Below are 22,886 nucleotides of genomic sequence, written 5' to 3'. Positions count from 1 at the left end.
AGTGTAAGACAGCTTTTCTTGTCGGACTTGGTATCTTGAATATGGCAAAACGTATTTTTGTTGAAAAAAAAGTAGATTTTCAAATTAAGGCAGAAGCTCTTCTCGAAGAATTGGTTCACAATTTGCAGTTGACTAGTCTATCCAATCTTCGATTAGTACAGGTATATGATATTTTCAATTTAGAGGAAGAATTGCTTGAACAAGCGATTAAGCATATCTTCATGGAACAGGTAACAGATAAGGCGTTGTTGGAAGAAGAACTGGGTTTAGAAAGCTCAGTCTATTTTGCCATTGAGGCTCTCCCTGGTCAATTTGATCAACGTGCAGCTAGTAGCCAAGAGGCTCTCCTTTTATTGGGTAGCCGTCAAAATGTACGTGTTCGTACTGGTCAGCTTTTTATCTTAAATGGAAATGTACTAGAAGAAGAATTGGCTGCAATTAAGAATTATCTTCTTAATCCTGTTGATTCTCGTTTCAAAGATATGGAATCGCCTTTGCTGGAACAGGAATTTTCTGTTTCAGACAGTTCTATTCCAAATTTAGAATTTTTTGCAAACTATAGTGCTGAAGACTTTGCGATGTACAAGCGTGAAGTTGGTTTGGCCATGGAAGTAGAGGATTTATTATTTATCCAAGACTATTTCAAATCAATCGGGCGAGTGCCAACTGAAACAGAGCTCAAAGTCTTAGATACTTATTGGAGTGACCACTGCCGTCATACGACATTTGAAACAGAACTCAGAACGATTGACTTTTCAGCTTCAAAATTCCAAAAGCAATTGCAGGCGACATATGACAAATACATTGCGATGCGATCAGAATTAGGTCGATCAGACAAGCCTCAAACTTTAATGGATATGGCTACTATTTTTGGTCGCTATGAGCGTGTGAATGGTCGATTGGATGATATGGAAGTTTCTGATGAGATTAACGCTTGTTCAGTAGAAATTGAAGTGGACGTGGATGGAGTGAAGGAACCTTGGCTTCTCATGTTCAAAAATGAAACACATAATCACCCAACAGAGATTGAACCTTTTGGTGGGGCAGCAACTTGTATTGGTGGTGCTATCCGTGATCCGTTGTCAGGTCGGTCTTATGTCTATCAAGCAATGCGGATTTCAGGTGCAGGAGATATTACTCAACCATTAACTGCAACACGTGATGGGAAATTACCACAAAAAATCATTTCAAAAACAGCTGCACATGGCTATTCTTCTTACGGCAACCAAATTGGTCTTGCGACGACCTATGTCCGTGAATACTTCCACCCAGGTTTCGTTGCCAAACGTATGGAACTTGGAGCGGTGATTGGAGCTGCTCCGAAAGGAAATGTAGTCCGTGAAAAACCGGTGGCTGGTGATGTGGTCATCTTACTTGGTGGTAAAACAGGACGAGATGGTATTGGTGGAGCAACAGGTTCGTCTAAGGTTCAGACTGTCGAATCGGTCGAAACAGCTGGTGCAGAAGTTCAAAAGGGAAATGCTATTGAAGAACGTAAAATTCAGCGTTTATTCCGAAATGGACAAGTGACACGTCTGATTAAAAAGTCGAATGACTTTGGTGCAGGGGGTATCTGTGTAGCGATTGGTGAGTTAGCAGATGGTTTGGAAATAGATTTAGATAAGGTGCCACTCAAGTATGCAGGTTTGAATGGAACTGAGATTGCCATTTCAGAATCACAAGAGCGGATGAGTGTAGTCGTTCGTCCAGAGGATGTAGAAACTTTTATCGAAGCCTGTCGTGAAGAAAATATCCATGCTGTTGTAGTAGCTAAAGTGACGGATAAACCAAATCTAGTCATGACTTGGAATGGCCAAACGATTGTTGATTTGGAACGTTCTTTCCTTGATACAAATGGTGTTCGTGTAGTAGTTGATGCAAAAGTAGTTGACAATGCCGTCAACCTTCCCGAATTACGTCAGACATCACTTGAAACCCTACAAGAGGATTTGAAGACAATTCTTTCAGACCTCAACCATGCTAGCCAAAAAGGATTGCAGACTATTTTTGACTCTTCAGTTGGTCGTTCAACAGTGAATCATCCACTTGGTGGCCGTTATCAGTTGACGCCGACAGAAAGTTCCGTTCAAAAGTTACCTGTCCAAGATGGTGTGACGACAACAGCTTCGGTTATGGCACAAGGGTACCATCCATATTTAGCAGAGTGGTCTCCATATCATGGTGCAGCGTATGCGGTGATTGAAGCAACAGCTCGTTTGGTTGCAACAGGTGCAAACTGGTCTAAGGCCCGTTTCTCTTATCAAGAGTATTTCCAAAGAATGGATAAACAGGCGGAACGGTTTGGACAGCCTGTAGCGGCTTTACTTGGCTCAATTGAGGCCCAAATTCAGCTAGGTTTACCATCTATTGGGGGTAAGGACTCTATGTCTGGTACCTTTGAAGAACTAACGGTTCCTCCGACCCTAGTTGCTTTTGGTGTAACCACTGCAGATAGTCGCAAGGTTCTTTCTCCTGAGTTCAAAACTACCAGTGAGAATATCTATTATCTTCCAGGCCAAATTTTATCGGAAGATATAGATTTTACATTCATCAAGTCAAACTTTGAGACTTTTGAAAAATGGCAGAATACTTATTCGATTACAGCAGCAAGTGCTGTTAAGTATGGTGGTGTTTTAGAAAGTATCGCCTTGATGACTTTTGGAAATCAGATTGGTGCGACAATTGAATTAGAAACCGTGGAAACATGTCTGACAGGTCAATTAGGTGGTTTTGTCTTTACTTCTACTGAAGAAATTTCAGAAGCAGTGAAAATTGGACAGACAACAGAAGAGTTTGCACTTGTTGTCAATGGTGTCAAGTTGTTTGGACAAGATGTACAAGCTGCTTTTGAAGGAAAACTTGAAGAGGTCTATCCTACAGAATTTAAACAAAACACTTCTATAAAGGATGTCCCAGCTATTGCGAAAACAACGATTCGTAGAGCCAAGAAAAAAGTTGATGTTCCACTGGTGTACATTCCAGTTTTCCCAGGAACTAACTCTGAGTATGACTCAGCCAAGGCGTTTGAACAAGCTGGTGCCCAGGTAAGCCTAGTACCATTTGTTACCTTAGATGGAAAGAGTATCGAACATTCCGTTGACACAATGGTGGACAATATTGACAAGGCTAATATTCTTTTCTTTGCAGGTGGTTTTTCAGCAGCAGATGAGCCAGATGGTTCTGCTAAATTTATCGTGACTATCTTGCGAAATGCCAAGGTCCGTTCAGCTATCGACCAGTTTATCGAAAAAGGTGGTCTCATTATCGGGATCTGTAATGGTTTCCAAGCCCTTGTTAAATCAGGCTTATTACCTTATGGGAATTTTGAAGAAGTAGTGGAAACCAGTCCAACTCTCTTCTATAACGATGCTAACCAGCACGTTGCAAAAATGGTTGAGACACGCATTGCTAATGTAAATTCTCCATGGTTATCAGGGGTTCAAGTTGGAGATATTCACGCTATTCCAGTTTCTCATGGTGAAGGGAAATTTGTAGTTACAGATGAAGAATTTGAAGTCTTGCGTAACAATGGCCAAATTTTCAGTCAATACGTGGATTTCACTGGTCAACCAAGTATGGATTCAAAATACAATCCAAATGGCTCATATCATGCGATAGAAGGAATTACTAGTGCCAATGGTCAAATCATTGGGAAAATGGGACATTCAGAGCGTTATGAAACTGGTCTCTTCCAAAATATTCCGGGGAATAAAGACCAGGGCTTATTTGCATCAGCGGTTCGCTATTTTACAGAATAGGAAAGTTCAGCAATCATTCTGGTTGAATAAACATAATAAAGGGAATAACATGTACGAAGTTAAATCACTTAATGAAGAATGCGGAGTCTTCGGGATTTGGGGTCATCCGCAAGCTGCTCAGGTCACATATTTTGGACTCCATAGTTTGCAGCACCGAGGTCAAGAAGGCGCAGGGATTTTAGCAAATGATGAAGGACATTTACGTCGTCATCGGAATACAGGGTTGATTGCGGATGTTTTTAAAAAGTCAGAAGACCTAGAACGTCTCACTGGGAGAGCAGCGATAGGTCATGTTCGCTATGCTACGTCAGGTTCAGCTTCTATCCATAATATTCAACCTTTTCTCTTTGATTTTTCAGATATGCAAGTTGGACTAGCTCATAATGGCAATTTGACTAATGCAGTTAGTTTAAAGGCAGAATTAGAAAAAAATGGTTCGATTTTTTCAAGTTCATCTGATACTGAAATTCTGATGCATTTGATTCGTCGCAGTCATAATCCAGACCTGATGGGTAAAATCAAGGAAGCTCTTAATACTGTCAAGGGTGGATTTGCCTACTTGATTATGTTAGAGGATAAAATGGTTGCAGCCTTGGATCCAAACGGTTTTCGTCCATTATCTATTGGAAAGATGAAGAACGGGGCTTGGGTCGTCGCCAGCGAGACATGTGCGTTTGAAGTTGTTGGAGCAGAATGGGTTCGTGATGTTGAGCCGGGAGAGATGGTCATTATTGATGATTCAGGAATTCGCTATGATACCTATACGACGGATACACAACTTGCGGTTTGTTCGATGGAATATATCTACTTTGCGCGTCCAGATTCTGTCATTCATGGGATAAATGTTCATACCGCCCGAAAAAATATGGGGCGCCGTTTGGCTCAAGAGTTTCAACACGAAGCAGATATTGTTGTTGGTGTGCCTAATTCATCACTTTCAGCTGCAATGGGTTTTGCAGAGGAGTCCGGTTTGCCAAATGAGATGGGGCTGATTAAAAATCAGTACATTCAAAGGACCTTTATCCAGCCTACACAGGAATTACGGGAACAGGGTGTTCGCATGAAGTTATCAGCTGTTTCCAGTGTTGTTAAGGATAAGCGCGTGGTTATGATTGACGATTCAATTGTTCGAGGAACAACGAGTCGTCGTATTGTCAAACTGTTACGTGATGCTGGTGCGAAAGAGGTCCATGTTGCTATCGGTAGTCCAGAACTGAAGTATCCATGTTTTTATGGAATTGACATTCAAACACGTAGAGAACTGATTTCAGCCAATCATTCTGTAGATGAGGTTTGTGAAATTATAGGAGCTGATAGCCTTACCTATCTGTCATTAGATGGTTTGATAGACTCGATTGGTATAAAAACAGATGCACCAAAGGGTGGGCTCTGTGTGGCGTATTTTGATGGAGAATTTCCAACGCCCCTTTATGACTATGAGGAAGAATATCTTCGAAGCTTAGAAGAGAAAACTAGTTTCTACATAGAGAATGTCAAAAGAGATAAATAAGTGTCAATCAATATTGACAACCTTGTAAACCTTGTCAATCAACTGTAAAGTTTTTAGAGGAAAGGAAATAGAATGACGAATAAAAATGCTTATGCTCAGTCAGGAGTGGATGTCGAAGCGGGTTATGAAGTAGTTGAACGTATCAAAAAACACGTTGCTCGGACAGAGCGATTGGGTGTCATGGGGGCACTAGGCGGTTTTGGTGGTATGTTTGACCTAACCAAATTAGATGTGAAAGAGCCTGTTTTAGTATCAGGAACTGATGGTGTTGGTACTAAGCTTATGCTTGCAATTCAATATGACAAACATGACACAATTGGCCAAGATTGTGTTGCGATGTGTGTCAACGATATTGTTGCAGCAGGTGCAGAACCGCTTTATTTCCTTGACTATATTGCGACAGGAAAAAATGAGCCAGCTAAATTGGAACAAGTAGTGGCAGGTGTTGCAGAAGGCTGTGTCCAAGCAGGTTGCGGGTTGATTGGTGGTGAAACTGCTGAAATGCCTGGAATGTACCGCGAAGATGATTATGATTTAGCCGGTTTTGCAGTCGGAATCGCTGAGAAATCACAAATTATTGACGGAAGTAAGGTCAAAGAAGGTGATATCTTACTCGGGTTAGCTTCAAGTGGCATCCACTCTAATGGTTATTCATTGGTTCGCCGTGTTTTTGCGGATTTTGATGGTGACGCTCTGTTGCCAGAGCTCAATGGCAAAGCTCTTAAGGATGTCTTACTAGAACCAACACGTATTTATGTCCAACAAGTACTACCATTGGTAAAAGATGAACTTGTAAATGGTATCGCTCATATCACTGGTGGTGGATTTATTGAAAATATTCCTCGTATGTTTTCAGATGATTTAGCAGCAGAGGTTGAAGAAGATAAGATTCCAGTCCTTCCTATCTTCACCGCCCTTGAAACATATGGCAAAATCAAGCACGAAGAAATGTTTGAAATCTTCAACATGGGGATTGGTTTGGTGTTAGCAGTTAGTCCTGAAAAGGTTGACAAGGTTCGAGAATCAGTCAATGAAGATGTTTATGAAATTGGTCGTATTGTAACCAAAGAAGACAAGAGTGTGATAATCAAATGAAGCGAATAGCAATTTTTGCCTCTGGTAATGGTTCCAATTTTCAAGTTATAGCTGAACAATTCAAGGTACATTTTGTTTTTTCAGATCATAGAGATGCTTTCGTTTTAAAGAGAGCTGAAACATTAGGAGTTCCAGCCTATGCTTTTGAACTGAAGGAGTTTGCTGATAAACAGGCATATGAACAAGCACTCATTGACTTATTGGACAAACACCAGATTGATCTGGTTGTTTTAGCTGGCTATATGAAGATTGTTGGCCCTACATTGCTTGCTAAGTACGAGGGACGGATTATCAATATTCATCCAGCTTATCTACCAGAATTTCCAGGAGCCCATGGGATTGTAGATGCCTGGGAAGCTGACGTTCCAGAGAGTGGTGTGACGGTTCATTGGGTCGACAGTGGTGTTGATACAGGTCAAATTATTAAACAAGTCCGTGTACCTAGGTTGGCTGATGATCATTTGGAGCAGTTTGAGGAACGGATTCACGCCGCAGAATATCAGCTTTATCCAACAGTTTTAGAAGAGCTGGGGGTGGAAAGGATAGAGTTATGATAAAGAAAATAATCTCATTCGTTTTGGTATTTGTTTTAGCTGCTCTGCTATTTAATAGCTTTATTTTTGCAAACTTAGAAAATCCAGCACGTTTGATATTGGCCTATGGATTATCCTTGATTTTATCAGGATTTTTAATGACTCAAATCAAATAGTAAAAGTGTAGAAGAAGGAGTAAACATGACAAAGCGTGCGTTAATTAGCGTATCTGATAAAAATGGTATCGTTGAATTTGCTAAGAAATTAAACAGTTTTGGTTGGGATATTATCTCAACTGGCGGTACAAAAGTTACATTGGATCAGGCGGGTATTCCCACTATTGCCATTGATGATGTGACAGGTTTTCCAGAGATGATGGATGGTCGTGTCAAGACTCTTCATCCGAAAATTCACGGTGGTTTGTTGGCACGTCGGGATTTGGACAGCCATTTGCAAGCTGCCAGCGACCATGAAATTGACTTGATTGATTTGGTGGTAGTCAACCTTTATCCATTCAAAGAAACAATTCTTCGCCCGGATGTAACCTATGATTTGGCAGTGGAGAACATTGACATTGGTGGTCCATCTATATTGCGCTCAGCGGCCAAGAATCATGCCAGTGTGACAGTTGTGGTAGACCCGGCAGATTATCCAACAGTTTTAGGAGAAATAGCAGAGCGGGGGGAAACTAGCTACTCAACGCGTCAGCGATTAGCAGCGAAAGTCTTTCGTCATACCGCAGCTTACGACGCTTTAATAGCTGATTATTTCACTAAGCAAGTAGGTGAAGAGAAACCTGAGAAACTTACTCTTACTTATGACCTTAATCAGCCAATGCGCTATGGAGAAAATCCACAACAAAATGCGGATTTCTATCAAAACGCACTTCCGACTGCATATTCCATTGCATCTGCTAAGCAGTTAAACGGGAAGGAACTATCCTTCAATAACATTCGTGATGCGGATGCCGCTATTCGTATTATCCGTGATTTCAAGGACCGTCCAACTGTTGTAGCTCTTAAACATATGAATCCTTGTGGTATCGGACAAGCAGATACTATTGAAAATGCGTGGGATTATGCTTATGAGGCTGATCCAGTATCGATTTTCGGAGGAATCGTTGTACTCAACAGGGAAGTAGATGCTGCGACTGCTGAAAAGATGCATCCGATTTTCTTAGAGATCATCATCGCACCGAGCTACTCGGCAGAAGCGTTGGCAATTTTGACCAATAAAAAGAAAAATCTTCGCATTTTGGAATTGGCTTTTGATGCTCAAGATGCTAGTGAAGTAGAAAAGGAATTCACAGGCGTTGTTGGTGGTCTCTTGGTGCAGGATCAGGACGTGGTGGTGGAAAACCCAGCGGACTGGCAGGTTGTGACTGAGCGTCAACCGTCCGAGCAAGAGTGGGCGGCCATGGAGTTCGCCTGGAAGTCTTCTAAGTATGTCAAATCCAACGGGATCATCATCACCAATGACAAGATGACCTTGGGAGTGGGACCGGGGCAAACCAACCGTGTAGCTTCCGTCCGCATTGCTATCGAGCAAGCTAAGGAACGTTTGGATGGTGCTGTTTTAGCATCGGATGCATTCTTCCCATTTGCAGATAATGTGGAAGAGATTGCTTCAGCAGGTATTAAGGCTATCATTCAGCCAGGTGGATCCGTCCGTGACCAGGATTCCATTGACATGGCCAACAAGTACGGCTTGACCATGGTCTTTACGGGAGTCAGACATTTTAGACATTGAGAATTTTGCTCACCTTGTGTGAGCTTTTTCCATTCCCGAACATTGTCCTGTTTTTTCTATTAAAATCCGTCTGTTTTTGCTATACTGTTCATATAAAATCCGTTTTTGAGGTGAATACATGAAACTCTTGGTTGTTGGGTCTGGTGGTCGTGAACATGCGATTGCAAAGAAGTTGTTGGCATCTGATCAGGTAGAACAGGTCTTTGTTGCTCCTGGAAATGATGGAATGACTTTAGATGGGATTGAATTAGTGAATATCGGTATTTCCGAACATTCTGCATTAATTAACTTTGCAAAGGAAAATGACATTGCATGGACTTTTGTTGGTCCAGATGATGCTCTGGCAGCAGGTATCGTTGATGATTTTGAACAGGCTGGGTTAAAGGTATTTGGTCCGAGTCGTCTCGCCGCGGAGCTAGAGTGGTCAAAAGACTTTGCTAAGCAAACCATGGTCAAATACGGCATTCCAACAGCAGCCTTTGGCACATTTTCCAACTTCGAAGAAGCCAAAGCCTACATCGAAGAGCAGGGCGCACCAATCGTGGTCAAGGCGGACGGATTGGCACTGGGCAAGGGTGTGGTCGTGGCGGAAACCGTCGAGCAGGCGGTCGAAGCGGCACGGGAGATGCTCTTGGACAACAAGTTCGGTGACTCGGGTGCCCGCGTAGTCATCGAGGAGTTTTTGGAGGGTGAGGAGTTCTCGCTCTTTGCCTTGGTCAACGGCAACCAGTTCTATATCCTGCCGACAGCCCAGGACCACAAGCGTGCCTTTGACGGCGACCAAGGTCCTAATACAGGCGGCATGGGTGCCTACGCTCCAGTGCCTCACATATCTCAAAGTGTGGTGGACACAGCAGTTGACACCATTGTCAAGCCTATTCTTGCGGGTATGATTGCTGAAGAGCGACCTTATCTTGGCGTGCTCTATGCTGGCTTGATTCTGACCGATCAAGGTCCTAAAGTCATTGAGTTCAACGCTCGATTTGGCGACCCAGAAACTCAGATTATCCTACCTCGCTTGACCTCTGACTTTGCTCAGAACATTGACGACATCCTCCACAAACGCACGACACAGCTGACTTGGCTAGATAGTGGCGTGACGCTTGGGGTAGTGGTGGCATCAAATGGCTATCCTTTGGATTACGAAAAAGATGTGGTATTGCCAGCAAAGACCGAGGGAGACATCACAACCTACTATGCAGGGGCTCGTTTTGCGGAAAATAGCAGAGCACTGCTATCAAACGGCGGTCGGGTTTATATGTTAGTCACCACAGCAGACACCGTCCAAGAAGCCCAGGAAAAAATTTACTCGGAGCTGAAGAAACAAGATACAACAGGCCTCTTTTATCGGACAGATATTGGAAGTAAAGCTGTTAAATAACTTGGTATAAGAAAAGGAAGTGCAAATATGAACATTCCAATTTCCATCATTATGGGTTCTAGTTCTGACTGGAAAACCATGAAAAAAGCAGCCGAAGTGCTGGATAAATTTGGCGTAGCCTATGAAAAGAAAGTGGTTTCTGCCCATCGCACGCCCGACCTAATGTTCCGTCACGCCGAGGAAGCGCGTGGCCGTGGTATCAAGGTTATTATCGCAGGAGCGGGTGGTGCGGCTCATTTGCCGGGTATGGTGGCAGCTAAGACAACCCTGCCTGTCATCGGTGTCCCTGTCCAATCTCGTGCCCTAAGTGGTGTGGATTCGCTCTATTCTATCGTGCAGATGCCCGGCGGTGTGCCTGTTGCAACCATGGCTATTGGTGAAGCAGGTGCGACCAATGCGGCTCTGACAGCTCTTCGCATTCTCTCCATTGAAGACCAAACCATTGCAGCTCAGCTGGTAGACTTTGCCAAGGAGCAGGAAAAAATTGCGGAGGCTATGTCAGATGAACTCATCTAAAACGATAGGAATTATTGGCGGTGGTCAGCTAGGTCAGATGATGGCCATTTCCGCTATTTACATGGGTCACAAGGTGATCACGCTGGATCCTGCAGCGGACTGCCCAGCCTCCAAGGTCAGCGAGGTTATCGTCGCTCCCTATCACGATGTGGCGGCCCTCAAACAGTTGGCGGAGCGGTGCGATGTCCTGACCTACGAGTTTGAAAATGTCGATGCCGACGGACTGGACGCGGTCATCAAAGACGGCCAGCTCCCTCAGGGAACAGACCTTCTTCGCATTTCCCAGAACCGCATTTTTGAGAAGGATTTTTTGGCCAAAAAAGCTGGTGTGCAAGTCGCCCCCTACAAAGTCGTCACATCTAGCCTAGACCTAGAAGGTTTGGACCTTAGTAAAAACTACGTCTTGAAAACAGCCACTGGGGGCTATGATGGACATGGCCAGAAGGTCATTCGAGAAGGGGTGGACTTGGTAGAGGCTAGTCAACTGGCAAATTCTGCCGAGTGTGTCTTGGAAGAGTTTGTGAATTTCGACCTAGAAATCTCCGTCCTTGTGTCTGGGAATGGCTCCGACTATACCGTCTTTCCTGTACAGGAAAATATCCACCGCAATAATATTCTTTACAAGACCATCGTGCCTGCCCGTATTTCAGATGAACTTGCTGAAAAAGCCAAAACAATGGCCTTGCAAATAGCAGATAAACTTCAATTAGCAGGTACCCTCTGTGTTGAAATGTTTGTGGCAGGGCAGGAAATTCTTGTGAATGAGATTGCCCCTCGACCACACAATTCAGGACACTATTCTATTGAAGCTTGTAATTTTTCACAGTTTGATACCCATATCCGAGGCATTTTAGGGGAACCTCTACCCCCTATCCGTCTGCTCTCTCCAGCCTTTATGATCAACGTCCTCGGACAAGACATGGAAGCAGCACAAGCCTTTTCTCAAGAAAATCCTAACGCGTATCTTCATTTTTATGGTAAACTAGAAGCGAAGCACAATCGCAAAATGGGACATGTGACGGTGTTGACGGATGACGTTGAGGTAGAGTTGTAGGGGATTTCGAAATTCAAGTAAAACCCATTACATTTAAAGATAGGAAGGAGAGAGGGCAAGTTCGAGTATTTTAACTCGGTCTAAAAGCGTCGGAAAAAATATAAACTGCCTTTTGTGTTAGCACACAGCGTTAGTTTCCTATTTTTTCTCTTGCTTTCTTAACGCCCTCTGTATCATAAACAATGATTGATCGTTATTCCCGCCCAGAGATGGCGGCTATTTGGAGTGAAGAGAACAAGTACAAGGCTTGGTTGGAGGTGGAAATCCTCGCTGATGAGGCTTGGGCTGAGTTGGGTGAGATTCCGAAGGAAGATGTGGCTTTGATTCGTGAGAAAGCGACTTTTGACATCGACCGCATTTTAGAGATTGAAGAGGAAACTCGTCACGATGTGGTGGCTTTCACGCGAGCGGTTTCGGAAAGTCTTGGTGAGGAACGCAAGTGGGTCCACTACGGTCTGACGTCGACCGACGTGGTGGATACGGCTTACGGCTACCTCTACAAGCAGGCCAACGACATTATCCGTCGCGACCTTGAAAACTTTACCAATATCATCGCCGACAAGGCGCGTGAACACAAGTACACCATTATGATGGGGCGGACCCACGGTGTCCATGCGGAGCCAACGACCTTCGGTCTTAAGTTGGCGACTTGGTATAGCGAAATGAAACGCAACATGGAGCGTTTTGATGTGGCGGCTAAAGGCGTTGAGGCTGGTAAAATTTCAGGTGCAGTTGGAAACTTTGCCAACATTCCTCCATTTGTGGAAGAGTATGTTTGTAGCAAATTGGGCATTCGTCCGCAGGAAATTTCGACCCAGGTCCTTCCTCGTGACCTCCACGCAGAATATTTTTCAGCCCTAGCATTGATTGCAACGTCTATCGAGCGTATGGCGACAGAAATCCGTGGACTACAAAAATCTGAACAACGCGAAGTAGAAGAGTATTTCGCCAAAGGCCAAAAAGGTAGCTCTGCTATGCCTCATAAACGTAACCCTATCGGCTCTGAAAATATGACTGGTCTGGCTCGTGTGGTGCGCGGTCACTTGGTGACGGCTTTTGAGAATGTGGCCCTCTGGCACGAACGTGATATTTCCCACTCGTCAGCGGAGCGGATTATCACGCCAGATACGACTATCCTTATTAATTACATGCTCAATCGTTTTGGCAATATTGTTAAGAATTTGACGGTCTTCCCTGAGAATATGAAACGCAATATGGAGTCGACTTTTGGCTTGATTTACAGTCAGCGTGTTATGCTCAAATTGATTGAGAAAGGTATGACCCGTGAGGAAGCCTATGACTTGGTGCAACCAAAAACGGCACAATCTTGGGACAATCAAGTGGACTTTAAGCCTCTTCTTGAAGCGGATGAGCGTGTGACAGCTAAACTTAGTCAGAAAGAAATCGATGAACTCTTCAACCCAGACTACTATGCTAAGCGGGTGGATGACATCTTTGGACGACTTGGATTATAAAAAATCAAAATTCTTTGGATTTTCCAGAGAATTTTTTTTTTACTTGCGAATAAATAGGTGAAGGGGAAAAAAAGCTCACAACTCATTCAAAAAAAATAAGATTTTTTCAAAAAATAACAACGATTTGCGAATAAGTAAGTGAGAGGGAAAACACCCCTCAAGGAGATACACACTTGAAAAAAATCATTTTCCAAATGATTTACGAATAAACAAGTGTAGGAAAAATGAAAGGAGAAAGAATATGAAGAAACTTTTTCGTCAAACATTGGGGCGTTGTGAATTAAACCTAGGTTTTTTGAAATTTGGTTATCGTGGTAAAGTCTTCCATTGGTAATAATACCTGAAATACATATATGTTCCAAAATAGTTATGAATCTGATAATACCTAATAAGAATATAAGTATTGGTTGACTAGAATGGAGAGATTGATTTTGTCTTATTAAATAATAAATAAAATAGATAGGAGATAAATATGCACAAATTGTTTGGAAAAATTGCTTCTCGTTTTGAACTTAATTTTGGTTTCTTAAAATTTGGGTACAAAGGCAAGAGATTATATTGGTAATCATATAAAATAAAGTGAAAATTTGGAAACAAAAGAAGTTAGACGTGTATCTATTTACGCGTCTAGCTTAGTTTATAAAAACAGAGGAAAAGAAATGAAGGAATTATTAAAACCTGTTTTTCGTTCAATTTTAAGTAAGAGAGAAATAGTATTATTTTTAATTTGTATGATATATCCGTTGATAACTGCTTTAGTCAGTATTTTTCAAGCTGGTATTGCAAGTTACGCTGAAGGAGAACAGATTTCGTTTATCATGTTTTGGCAGATAATCGTGCATACTCAGTGGCAACTCACAATTCCAACATTATTATTAAGTTACAGTGTGATGAGTGTCTTTAGAAATGAAATTTCTTCAAAACGTCTGTTTTTATTTAAAGATATCGAAAAACCACTCATATTTAAAGCGAAGATCTATAACCTGATGAAAATTTTAGGAATTTTTATTATTGGTACATTTATCACATCATTTATTTGTTATTATGTGTTCATGTTACCTCATAACTATATTTCAGGACATTTCTTCCCAAGTTCCCCCAAATCACTATCACATCATTTATTGATTATTTTAGCCCGTATAGCAGTATATGTTATTGTTATTCTTTTAGTAGCTAATCTTTCTATACGGTATAATGTTGCAGCATCAGTGCTTGGAGGGGTACTCTTTATGCTATTTTCAAATGTAGCTCCTCAATTATCGTTAGGTAAATTCTTATTTCCAACAGGGTATGCTGAGTTGGGTGGCTCAACCTTATTTGCTGTATTTGGATTAATTTTTATTAGTGGTATCTATTGCTGCACTTTCTATTATTTAGGAATGAGGGCATTTGAAAGAATAGAATATTAGGAGATAGTTTGTGAATACACATGCTAAAAATAATAAAATATTTTATTTGATAATAGTTGTTGCTCTTATTATGTTAGCTGGTTTAATAGCAAATATTGGCAATGTTGCATTAGTAATGTTGGAAATTCTACAGAATGATAGTGGTCATTTATTTGTTAAGTTAGTAGGAATGAGTACAGGATTTATATTAATTCCCACTTTTATTTCAAAGAAAATCGGAATCGAGTTTGAAGAGGAATTGGTTCCGTTTAGCAAAAATCAGTCTATATTGATACTCGTTATCATTCTTCTGATGAATTCAATTTTTATTAAATCAGATGAAATTTTTACAGCACTGATTGTTGCAATCTGTGAGGAATACTTATTTCGATATGTCGCATTTCATATTTTATTTAAGGAATATCATACTTTTTTCACTATTATAGTGACATCATTACTTTTTGGGTTATTGCTTCATATAAATGGAGATTTTTGGTTAAATGCGATGATTAAAGTACCTGCAGGTTATCTGTTGTCTAGGGTAGGTCTGAAATTTGGTTTACAATATTCTATTGCCCTTCATTGGTTACACAATGTAGTGGTTGGAAAAATTTTTTAAGGAGAAAAATATTTATGTTGTTTGTTGTTTCCATGTTATATGCTGCTTTAGTATTTATATCCATAACATTTTTGAGCGATATGCCCCTAATTTTTTTAGCTGGTCTTCTATATGTGTTACCACTTATCGTTAGTGTTGTTGTTACGAATAAATTGATAAAACAATCTAAGAATACAGGCATAGCGAAACTGATCACGGTACCACTATTATCACTACTATTTTATATTTCTTTTGGTATTTTTGCTGAACAAAGTGGAGAATGGCAACAATATATTTTACAAAACACAGTACAGACAAGTAATTTTACAGTGGAGGTAAGTAATTCTCTACTTTATCCTTCTCAGTTAATTTTTGCCACAATTCTATATTTTAGTATATTTGGATTAAATTACTATTATCAGATGCATAGAAATACAACACCAGTGGAGGCATAGTATGTTAAAAATAGAGAATTTATCAAAAAGATTTTCAGGAAATGATTTCTACTCTTTAAAAGAGGTGAATCTAACGATTAATCAAGGAGATATTGTAGGATTAATCGGGAAAAACGGAGCAGGAAAGTCTACTTTATTGAAGTTAATTGCAAAATCTCTAAGACCTACGGATGGGAGCATTGAGTATTTTGGACATAATATTCATCAGACAAAGCATATTCTGTCAAATTTTGGAATCATGATTGAACCAGTTTTTTATCCAGAAATGACAGTAATGGATAATTTGAAATTTTATCTAGATATTCATGGAAAAAAAGAACAATATTCTAATATTGAGAAAACACTTCGTTTAGTTGATTTATGGGAAGCAAGAAATAGGAAACCGAAAGGCTTTTCATTTGGAATGAAACAAAGGACAGCCTTGGCTATAGCCCTGGTATCGGAGCCAGAATTCTTGTTGCTTGATGAACCATTTGTTGGACTAGATCCATTAGGAGTAAATCAATTAATTTCGATACTAAAACAGTGGTCACAAGAACGAAATATTTCAATGATTATCTCTAGTCACCAATTAGGAGAATTAGAGGCTTTATGCAATCGTTATGTATACATTGAAGGAGGCAGGCTTGAAACGGAAATGCAGATTCAATCTGCCCCAAGTGTTATTATTCAATTGAAAGATGATTTATCAGAAGTCCAATTACCTATTGAACTGTTTGAAAGTATCCAAGATGGCAAAATTGAGGTTACAATCGATTCGGAGGCGGATTATTTGAATCAATTAATGTACACACTATCCAGTCAAAAAGCCATTAAAAAAATTGAAATAAAAGAAAACCATTTGAAAGATTATTTTGAGATGGGAGACTAAAGATATGATGTTTTTTCCAGAATTACGCTCAACTTTAAGTCGTAAAGAAACCAAGATATTTCTGTCACTTTGTTTAACGCCAGTTTTATATTTGATATCAACATTGTTGAATTCTAGAATGTTCTCTTTTGCGGGCCCTGAAAATATTAAAATCGCATTTTTTGATTTTTATTATGGCCAATTTAATCTACAGTTCAACTCGATCATCCCATCTATTGCATTAGCTTTTGTTTCAATCAGTATGATGCGTCAAGAGGTTCAATCAAAAAGACTGTTATTATATAAGGATATAAATAGATTTAAAATTCTACTGATGAAATTATTAAGTATGCTTACAGTAATTTTGATTTATAGTATAGGGTACTTTATCATTTCGCTCGGTGTGTACTATCTTCAAGTTGCACATCTGCCGTATGGGAGTTTAAATTTTTGGAGTCAAGATTTTAATTATTCTATTCTTTCAGTAATCTCAGTAATTTCGTCATATGTTATTGTTGGGGTTGTGACAAGTGTGTGTTCGCTATATTTCAGGAACGGTATTACATTAATCATTGCGTTAATCCTTAATGCATTAATGAGTATCGCAATATTCTTTCCATCATTGGCCCCATTCTTTCCGAGTGGTTATGTCACTATCTTTGAAAAAACAAATATTACCATAGGCTGTTTAATGTTATTGGGCGTAGGCATTATTTATTGTCTATTCTCTTATGTTGCAGGTGCATTTCGTATGAAAAATTTGGAATTTTAGTACTATGAAAAAAATAGGCAGGCTTATATATCGTCATCTGAAAAAGAATCTATTCATTTTAGGTATTTTATTAAGTATAACAGGTGTAATTTTGGGATTATTTGTACCAAAAGTTATCGGACAGTTCCTAGATCGTCACTTCCTTGTTGATTTATTGGAACATCCTATCAAACTGATTGGTTACCTTTCACTTTTTAGCTTAATTAATGTAATAAAAGTTTTTGGAAACTATTTGATTTGTAGGGTTGGAAATTTGGCGATAAAGGAGGTACAAGTAACAATATATTCTGATTTGTTACACTCGGAAGTTTCTGCATTGGATCACTTTCAATCAGGGGACATTGCCAGTCGTCTAACCAATGATATGTCTGCTGTTTTAAATTTTATTACGGTAGTTCTTCCGAATTTATTCATGAATGTTCTTATTCTACTAGGCTCAATTTATTTTCTTTGGACTATTAGTTCCTCTCTCACTCTCATGAGTCTACTGCTGATGCCTCTTATAGCTTTAGTAATGGTGCCAATGAGTCACAAATTAGAAAACAGCTATTCAAATTATCAAAAGGGTTTGGGTGAGATTTCTAGCCGTATCAGTCATAAATTTACTCATTTCCGTTTGATGAAGGCTTTTCAAGGAGAAGAATCTGAATTACATAGTATGACAGGAGCTTTTGACCGTTTAGCTCTCAGTTTTGAAAACATAATAAAATATTCAGTTGTGCAACATTCGCTAGTTAGTAGCTTAATGATGGGATTAATTATCTTGATGTTACTTGTTGCGGGAATGGAAGTAACAGAGGGAGTGATGACAATAGCAACACTAACAACCTTTGTTTTATACATGATGCAACTGATTGAACCTGTGATTGATATGGTTTCATCATTGAATGAATTGACAGAATTTAAAGCAATTTCTAAGAGACTGGTAGAATTATTAGAACAGAGTAAGGAAGAACAACCATTAACTGAATTGATGATTCAAGATGCGTCAATTCAATTGAAAAATGTTCATTTCTCATACAATGAAGATCAAGTATTGAATGGTCTTTCCGTGGAAATCCCTGCGGGCTCGCATGTGGCTGTTGTTGGTCCAAGTGGTGCTGGAAAATCAACGATTTTTTCTTTGTTGATGAAGTTTTATGAAGATTACCTGGGAGATATTTTGATTGGTGGTCACTCGCTATCGTCAATTTCTGCAAAACAAGTGAGAAGCATGATTTCTTATATTCCACAGGACAATACGCTTTTCCAGGGAACGATTAGGGAAAATCTTATATATGGTAAAAATGAAGCTGTATCGGAGGAACGAATTTGCTTTATTTTAAAAGAGTTAGGTCTCAATAAGTTAGTTTCGGAGATGGAACAAGGCTTAGATACACAGATTCTAGAAAATGGTGCAGGTCTGTCAGAGGGTCAAAAACAACGCTTAAATATTGCGAGAGCGTTGTTACTAGAACACCCTATCTATCTTTTAGACGAAGTAACAGCAAGCTTAGATAGTGTGACGGAACACATCATTAGCAAAGCGATTGATCGTCTAACAGTTGGAAAGACACGCTTGACCATTGCTCACCGCCTACATACTGTAAAAGGAGCTGACGCTATTCTTGTCTTGGATAAAAATGGGCAGGTTTCTGATTATGGGAACCATCAACAGCTAATGACTCATAGCCATTTGTACAATGATTTTCTAAGAAACTTACCAAATGCAAGTTAATAAAGCGGGAGTTGATAGCTCCTGTTCTTGTTTTTTTCTGATAAGTCTTGACTCAACCCTAGGGGAATAGTGTATGCTTTATGTATTAACAAATATGGAGAATTAAGATGCGAGTCAAAGATGTGGAAAGGTTGACAGGGCTGTCAACTAAGGCAATACGTCTCTATGAGGAGAAGGGATTGATTTCTGTGGAGAGAAATCCGGTCAACGATTATCGTGACTATTCAGTGGAAAATGTGCGGCAACTTCGTTTGATTAAGTTGCTCCGCTATTTCGATTTTTCTTTATCAGAGATAGAAGAACCTTTTACATGGTCAGAAGAAGGGTTGAAATCGGCTTTGTTGAGAAAAAAGCAAGCCATCATTCAGAAGCAAGAAAGATTGACGAATAAGATTGATTTGCTAGACCAAGTGGTCAAAGACTTGGGGAAGAATGATGGTTGGCTTGAAGAAATACAGAATTCTATTACTTATGTGGAAAGCGATGATTTCCAAGAGTTGAAAAAAGACATAGAATATGCCTTGCTACCGAGTATTTGGATGACTCTTTTGCAGACGTTCATATTATCAGGTCCGATTCTTTGGTTGTTTACAAGAATTCAACAAGGCCGTCAAGAAAACCTACTCTTACTATCTATTCTCTCGCTTTTTGCTTCCGCCTGGATAACACTCCTGTGGAGAGATTATCTTGTGAATTGGTGGAAGAATCGGGACAAGGTTTGTAAGAAAAACCGCAGTCAAGTTTGGTGGATTCCCATAGCACTAGTTTCCCTTGTGGTCGGGATTGCCTGCTTTATCTTGGTTAGCTGGTTGATAGAAACTTTTTTTCTACCAAGTGATTGGCTCTTTTATGAGTATTCGATTGGTCTGAGTAAGGTTTTTATATTATTTATCATGACTTTTCTTATATTGCTTTTTGGAAAACTGGCGAGACTGTTGAGGCTGTCATGGAAATATCTACTTGCTCTGATAGGAAGTTGTATCTTGTTGATGGCTCTGCTAATTAGTACAACAACAGCTGTCACTAATAATCGTATCATTGAAATTAATCTGATTGTTCCGTCCAAAGAATTTGTCTACAGCGATGTCAAGTCGGTCTGGACAGGATTTGGGACAAAGTTGTTTACACTAGATGAGACTAAACGACAGGGAACATTTAGCTACTGTATTGATTTAGATGGGGAAGAAAAAGTGTTCATGCAACCGACTGTCAATCAGAAATTAGTGTCAGATGACACCTATATTGAGCTAGAAGAATTTGATCAGCGACTGATGGAATTGGGAATTTCCAAAGAAAGTTCGGCAGAAGGTAGTCAGTACAATGATTTGGATCCACATTATGTAGAGCGATTTTTACGGATTATTGAAAATAAATAGTCTTGAGGCATCATTCTGATTCATCTCTCTGCAGTTTGAAAAGCTTATTCCTCATCATTGTGAAGATAGCGAAACTTCAAGGAAGGGTCTGGGAAAAAATTCGAAATCCAACTAATATTTTTAACTTTTATAAATAATAAACCGCATGAAATCAACGTTTTTGGGCGAAAGATTTCATGCGGTTTTGTTTATTTTGGACCTTTTGCTCAGCTCCCTCTCATTTTTATTTATAAAATTATACATTAGAAATGAGTTGACTAGTTGACAATAACGTTATCGGTCACCCAAAGTTATTAATCCAGGGTGGAAATGTGTCAGTGGCTAAGATACTACAAAAGACTAGTATATCCTCATCTTGTTCATTGCTTCTGTTGGGCTTAATCCTAGTTCAGCAAATAAAACTAGTAGTGTTTGTTTCATTTTCCACTTTCTTTTTTACGAATAAATTAATTGAGGAGGCTCTTCTCAAAAATTGTGGTGAAAAAGGGAATAGGTATGAAATTTGGAAAACGTCATTATAGAGCACAAGTAGATACACGAGACTGTGGTGTAGCAGCGCTTGCTATGATCTTGGAATATTATCGTTCTCATCATTCTTTAGCAAGTTTGCGAGAAATGGCAAAGACAACTATGGAAGGCACGACAGCATTTGGTTTAGTAAAGGTTGCTGAAGAGCTAGGGTTTGAGACGCGTGCGATTAAGGCAGATATGTCTTTGTTTTCGATGAGGGAAGCGGTCTATCCTTTCATTGCTCATGTGGTAAAAGATGGCACGTTACTACATTATTATGTTGTCATTGGGGCAGATAAGAAATATATCTATATTGCAGACCCGGATCCATCAGTGAAATTAACAAAGTTATCCCATGAACAATTTGAAAAGGAGTGGACAGGAGTTTCGCTATTCATGGCTCCCAAACCGGAATATCAACCACATAAAGAGAAGAGTCATGGGTTACTTTCTTTCATTCCATTGTTGACTAAACAAAAGGGATTGATTACAAATATTGTTCTCGCAACGCTCTTGGTTACTTTCATCAACATTGTGGGCTCCTATTATTTACAATCCATTATTGACACTTATGTCCCAAATCAGATGAAAACAACATTAGGTGTCATTTCAGTCGGTTTGGTGGTTGTTTATGCCCTGCAACAATTGTTATCTTATGCCCAAGAGTATTTATTAATCATTCTTGGACAACGACTCTCTATTGATGTGATTTTGTCTTATATTAGACATGTTTTTCATCTACCAATGTCATTTTTTGCTACTCGGCGAACTGGGGAAATTGTTTCACGATTTACAGATGCCAATTCTATTATTGATGCTTTAGCTAGTACCATTCTATCAATATTTTTGGATGTATCTATTGTTGTGGTTGTTTCGGTAGTGCTGTTTAGTCAGAATGTCTATCTTTTCTTTATTTCCTTGTTGGCATTGCCAATCTATACTTTAATCATTTTTGCGTTTATGAAACCATTTGAAAAGATGAATCAAGAAGTGATGGAAAGTAATGCAATTCTTTCTTCGTCTATTATTGAAGATATTAATGGTATTGAAACCATAAAATCATTGACAAGTGAGAAACAACGTTATCAGAAAATTGATAGAGAATTTGTAGATTATTTACAAAAATCATTTGCATACAACAAGGCCGAAGGGCAGCAAAAAGTGTTAAAGCGCTTGGCCCAACTCGTATTAAATGTAGCAATTCTTTGGTTAGGAGCCTGTCTTGTTATGGATCAGAAAATGACTTTGGGGCAGCTAATCACCTTCAATACTTTATTGGTCTATTTCACGAATCCATTGGAAAATATAATCAATTTACAAACAAAACTACAGACAGCTCAAGTTGCCAATACCCGCTTGAACGAGGTCTATTTGGTTGAATCGGAATTTGCTGAAAAGAAATCCGTGACGGACCTTTCGTTACTTTCGGGGGATATTGAATGCAACAAAGTGCATTATAAATATGGCTATGGTAGGGATGTTTTGACAGATATTAATTTGAAAATTAAACGAGGGGAAAAGGTCTCCTTTGTTGGAGTTTCTGGTTCTGGGAAGACGACGTTGGCTAAAATGATGGTGGATTTTTATGACCCTTACAAGGGTGAGATTCGATTAAATAATGTCAACATTAATCAAATCGATAAGCAAACACTTCGTCAGCATATTAATTATCTTCCACAGCAACCCTATGTTTTTAATGGGACAATTCTCGAAAATCTATTGCTAGGTGCAAAAGAGGGAACAAGTCAAGAAGATATCTTGTGGGCTGTTGAAATGGCATGTATTAGAGAAGATATTGAAAAAATGCCACTGAATTACCAAACGGAATTGACTTCTGATGGAGCTGGAATCTCCGGTGGACAACGGCAGCGAATTGCCTTGGCGCGTGCCCTTCTTACGGATGCCCCTATTATGATTTTGGATGAGGCAACCAGTAGTCTGGATATTTTGACAGAGAAGCGTATTGTGGACAACCTATTGTCATTGGACAAAACTCTAATTTTTATTGCACATCGGTTAACCATTGCAGAGCGTACTGAACATATTGTTGTGCTAGATAAGGGAAGAATTGTAGAACAAGGGAGTCATAAGGAATTGTTAGACAAGCAAGGCTTCTATGAATATTTAGTAAATAGTTAGGAAAGTGAGA

Annotated in this window: 18 protein-coding genes; all 18 read left to right on the top strand. The window is 39.7% G+C overall.

Features of this window, described 5'->3' with window-relative positions:
* The first annotated feature begins 41 nt into the window (after positions 1 to 41).
* The 18 genes from ACPC57_RS04555 to comA all read left to right on the top strand — a co-directional run bounded on the left by ACPC57_RS04555 (position 42) and on the right by comA (position 22,876).
* Positions 42 to 3,758, top strand: coding sequence for a phosphoribosylformylglycinamidine synthase (locus ACPC57_RS04555; RefSeq protein ID WP_434066406.1), 3,717 nt, complete (start codon positions 42 to 44; stop codon positions 3,756 to 3,758).
* Between the two features lie 49 nt (positions 3,759 to 3,807).
* Positions 3,808 to 5,268 carry an amidophosphoribosyltransferase gene (gene purF, locus ACPC57_RS04550; RefSeq protein WP_434066403.1) on the top strand — a complete coding sequence of 487 codons (1,461 nt, stop codon included), beginning with the start codon at positions 3,808 to 3,810 and terminating at the stop codon, positions 5,266 to 5,268.
* Between the two features lie 72 nt (positions 5,269 to 5,340).
* Positions 5,341 to 6,363, top strand: coding sequence for a phosphoribosylformylglycinamidine cyclo-ligase (gene purM / locus ACPC57_RS04545; protein ID WP_434065414.1), 1,023 nt, complete (start codon positions 5,341 to 5,343; stop codon positions 6,361 to 6,363).
* Entirely contained in the window at positions 6,360 to 6,917 is a 558-nt protein-coding gene (purN, locus tag ACPC57_RS04540) for a phosphoribosylglycinamide formyltransferase (protein ID WP_217374474.1), read from the top strand. The genes purM and purN overlap by 4 nt, the downstream gene beginning before the upstream one ends.
* A complete protein-coding gene (locus ACPC57_RS04535; RefSeq protein WP_105127391.1) occupies positions 6,914 to 7,072 on the top strand; it encodes a phosphoribosylaminoimidazolecarboxamide formyltransferase in 159 nt (52 codons plus the stop codon). Before purN ends, ACPC57_RS04535 begins: the two co-directional genes overlap by 4 nt.
* 25 nt (positions 7,073 to 7,097) lie before the next feature.
* Positions 7,098 to 8,645 (top strand): bifunctional phosphoribosylaminoimidazolecarboxamide formyltransferase/IMP cyclohydrolase, encoded by a 1,548-nt coding sequence (purH, locus tag ACPC57_RS04530; RefSeq protein WP_434066402.1) that lies wholly within the window; start codon positions 7,098 to 7,100, stop codon positions 8,643 to 8,645.
* Positions 8,646 to 8,763: 118 nt separating this feature from the next.
* Positions 8,764 to 10,026 carry a phosphoribosylamine--glycine ligase gene (gene purD, locus ACPC57_RS04525; RefSeq protein WP_434066401.1) on the top strand — a complete coding sequence of 421 codons (1,263 nt, stop codon included), beginning with the start codon at positions 8,764 to 8,766 and terminating at the stop codon, positions 10,024 to 10,026.
* A gap of 27 nt (positions 10,027 to 10,053) precedes the next feature.
* The gene (gene purE / locus ACPC57_RS04520; protein ID WP_171989031.1) at positions 10,054 to 10,542 is read left to right on the top strand and encodes a 5-(carboxyamino)imidazole ribonucleotide mutase; all 489 of its coding nucleotides are present in this window, start codon (positions 10,054 to 10,056) and stop codon (positions 10,540 to 10,542) included.
* Positions 10,529 to 11,596: a 5-(carboxyamino)imidazole ribonucleotide synthase gene (gene purK / locus ACPC57_RS04515; protein WP_434065411.1), complete on the top strand. Its 1,068-nt coding sequence runs from the start codon at positions 10,529 to 10,531 to the stop codon at positions 11,594 to 11,596. The genes purE and purK overlap by 14 nt, the downstream gene beginning before the upstream one ends.
* 182 nt (positions 11,597 to 11,778) lie before the next feature.
* Positions 11,779 to 13,071 carry an adenylosuccinate lyase gene (gene purB / locus ACPC57_RS04510; protein ID WP_434065410.1) on the top strand — a complete coding sequence of 431 codons (1,293 nt, stop codon included), beginning with the start codon at positions 11,779 to 11,781 and terminating at the stop codon, positions 13,069 to 13,071.
* Positions 13,072 to 13,658: 587 nt separating this feature from the next.
* On the top strand, positions 13,659 to 14,480 hold the full coding sequence (locus tag ACPC57_RS04505) for an amino acid transporter (RefSeq protein WP_434066400.1): 822 nt from the start codon (positions 13,659 to 13,661) through the stop codon (positions 14,478 to 14,480).
* Positions 14,481 to 14,490: 10 nt separating this feature from the next.
* The gene (locus ACPC57_RS04500) at positions 14,491 to 15,078 is read left to right on the top strand and encodes a CPBP family intramembrane glutamic endopeptidase (RefSeq protein WP_434066399.1); all 588 of its coding nucleotides are present in this window, start codon (positions 14,491 to 14,493) and stop codon (positions 15,076 to 15,078) included.
* A 14-nt stretch (positions 15,079 to 15,092) separates the two neighbouring features.
* Positions 15,093 to 15,512 carry an Msa family membrane protein gene (locus ACPC57_RS04495; RefSeq protein ID WP_434065407.1) on the top strand — a complete coding sequence of 140 codons (420 nt, stop codon included), beginning with the start codon at positions 15,093 to 15,095 and terminating at the stop codon, positions 15,510 to 15,512.
* Between the two features lies 1 nt (position 15,513).
* Positions 15,514 to 16,383: an ABC transporter ATP-binding protein gene (locus tag ACPC57_RS04490; protein WP_434065406.1), complete on the top strand. Its 870-nt coding sequence runs from the start codon at positions 15,514 to 15,516 to the stop codon at positions 16,381 to 16,383.
* 4 nt (positions 16,384 to 16,387) lie between these two features.
* Positions 16,388 to 17,134, top strand: coding sequence for a hypothetical protein (locus tag ACPC57_RS04485; RefSeq protein ID WP_434065405.1), 747 nt, complete (start codon positions 16,388 to 16,390; stop codon positions 17,132 to 17,134).
* A 4-nt stretch (positions 17,135 to 17,138) separates the two neighbouring features.
* The gene (locus ACPC57_RS04480; RefSeq protein ID WP_434066398.1) at positions 17,139 to 18,851 is read left to right on the top strand and encodes an ABC transporter ATP-binding protein; all 1,713 of its coding nucleotides are present in this window, start codon (positions 17,139 to 17,141) and stop codon (positions 18,849 to 18,851) included.
* A 107-nt stretch (positions 18,852 to 18,958) separates the two neighbouring features.
* Complete coding sequence (locus tag ACPC57_RS04475; RefSeq protein ID WP_434065403.1) at positions 18,959 to 20,227, top strand: MerR family transcriptional regulator; 1,269 nt, start codon at positions 18,959 to 18,961, stop codon at positions 20,225 to 20,227.
* A gap of 495 nt (positions 20,228 to 20,722) precedes the next feature.
* Positions 20,723 to 22,876 carry a peptide cleavage/export ABC transporter ComA gene (gene comA, locus ACPC57_RS04470; RefSeq protein WP_024403979.1) on the top strand — a complete coding sequence of 718 codons (2,154 nt, stop codon included), beginning with the start codon at positions 20,723 to 20,725 and terminating at the stop codon, positions 22,874 to 22,876.
* The last annotated feature ends 10 nt before the right edge of the window (positions 22,877 to 22,886 follow it).

The sequence above is a fragment of the Streptococcus sp. VTCC 12886 genome, from assembly GCF_049893425.1.
GTDB classification, from domain to species: domain Bacteria; phylum Bacillota; class Bacilli; order Lactobacillales; family Streptococcaceae; genus Streptococcus; species Streptococcus suis_AA.
This window is presented reverse-complemented; position numbering and strand designations above follow the sequence as displayed.

Excerpts from the sequence above, each read along its gene's own strand:
- ACPC57_RS04555 (WP_434066406.1), top strand. The coding sequence starts at position 42 with ATGGCAAAACGTATTTTTGTTGAAAAAAAAGTAGATTTTCAAATTAAG.
- purF (WP_434066403.1), top strand. The coding sequence starts at position 3,808 with ATGTACGAAGTTAAATCACTTAATGAAGAATGCGGAGTCTTCGGGATT.
- purM (WP_434065414.1), top strand. The coding sequence starts at position 5,341 with ATGACGAATAAAAATGCTTATGCTCAGTCAGGAGTGGATGTCGAAGCG.
- purN (WP_217374474.1), top strand. The coding sequence starts at position 6,360 with ATGAAGCGAATAGCAATTTTTGCCTCTGGTAATGGTTCCAATTTTCAA.
- ACPC57_RS04535 (WP_105127391.1), top strand. The coding sequence starts at position 6,914 with ATGATAAAGAAAATAATCTCATTCGTTTTGGTATTTGTTTTAGCTGCT.
- purH (WP_434066402.1), top strand. The coding sequence starts at position 7,098 with ATGACAAAGCGTGCGTTAATTAGCGTATCTGATAAAAATGGTATCGTT.
- purD (WP_434066401.1), top strand. The coding sequence starts at position 8,764 with ATGAAACTCTTGGTTGTTGGGTCTGGTGGTCGTGAACATGCGATTGCA.
- purE (WP_171989031.1), top strand. The coding sequence starts at position 10,054 with ATGAACATTCCAATTTCCATCATTATGGGTTCTAGTTCTGACTGGAAA.
- purK (WP_434065411.1), top strand. The coding sequence starts at position 10,529 with ATGAACTCATCTAAAACGATAGGAATTATTGGCGGTGGTCAGCTAGGT.
- purB (WP_434065410.1), top strand. The coding sequence starts at position 11,779 with ATGATTGATCGTTATTCCCGCCCAGAGATGGCGGCTATTTGGAGTGAA.
- ACPC57_RS04495 (WP_434065407.1), top strand. The coding sequence starts at position 15,093 with ATGTTGTTTGTTGTTTCCATGTTATATGCTGCTTTAGTATTTATATCC.
- ACPC57_RS04490 (WP_434065406.1), top strand. The coding sequence starts at position 15,514 with ATGTTAAAAATAGAGAATTTATCAAAAAGATTTTCAGGAAATGATTTC.
- ACPC57_RS04485 (WP_434065405.1), top strand. The coding sequence starts at position 16,388 with ATGATGTTTTTTCCAGAATTACGCTCAACTTTAAGTCGTAAAGAAACC.
- ACPC57_RS04480 (WP_434066398.1), top strand. The coding sequence starts at position 17,139 with ATGAAAAAAATAGGCAGGCTTATATATCGTCATCTGAAAAAGAATCTA.
- ACPC57_RS04475 (WP_434065403.1), top strand. The coding sequence starts at position 18,959 with ATGCGAGTCAAAGATGTGGAAAGGTTGACAGGGCTGTCAACTAAGGCA.
- comA (WP_024403979.1), top strand. The coding sequence starts at position 20,723 with ATGAAATTTGGAAAACGTCATTATAGAGCACAAGTAGATACACGAGAC.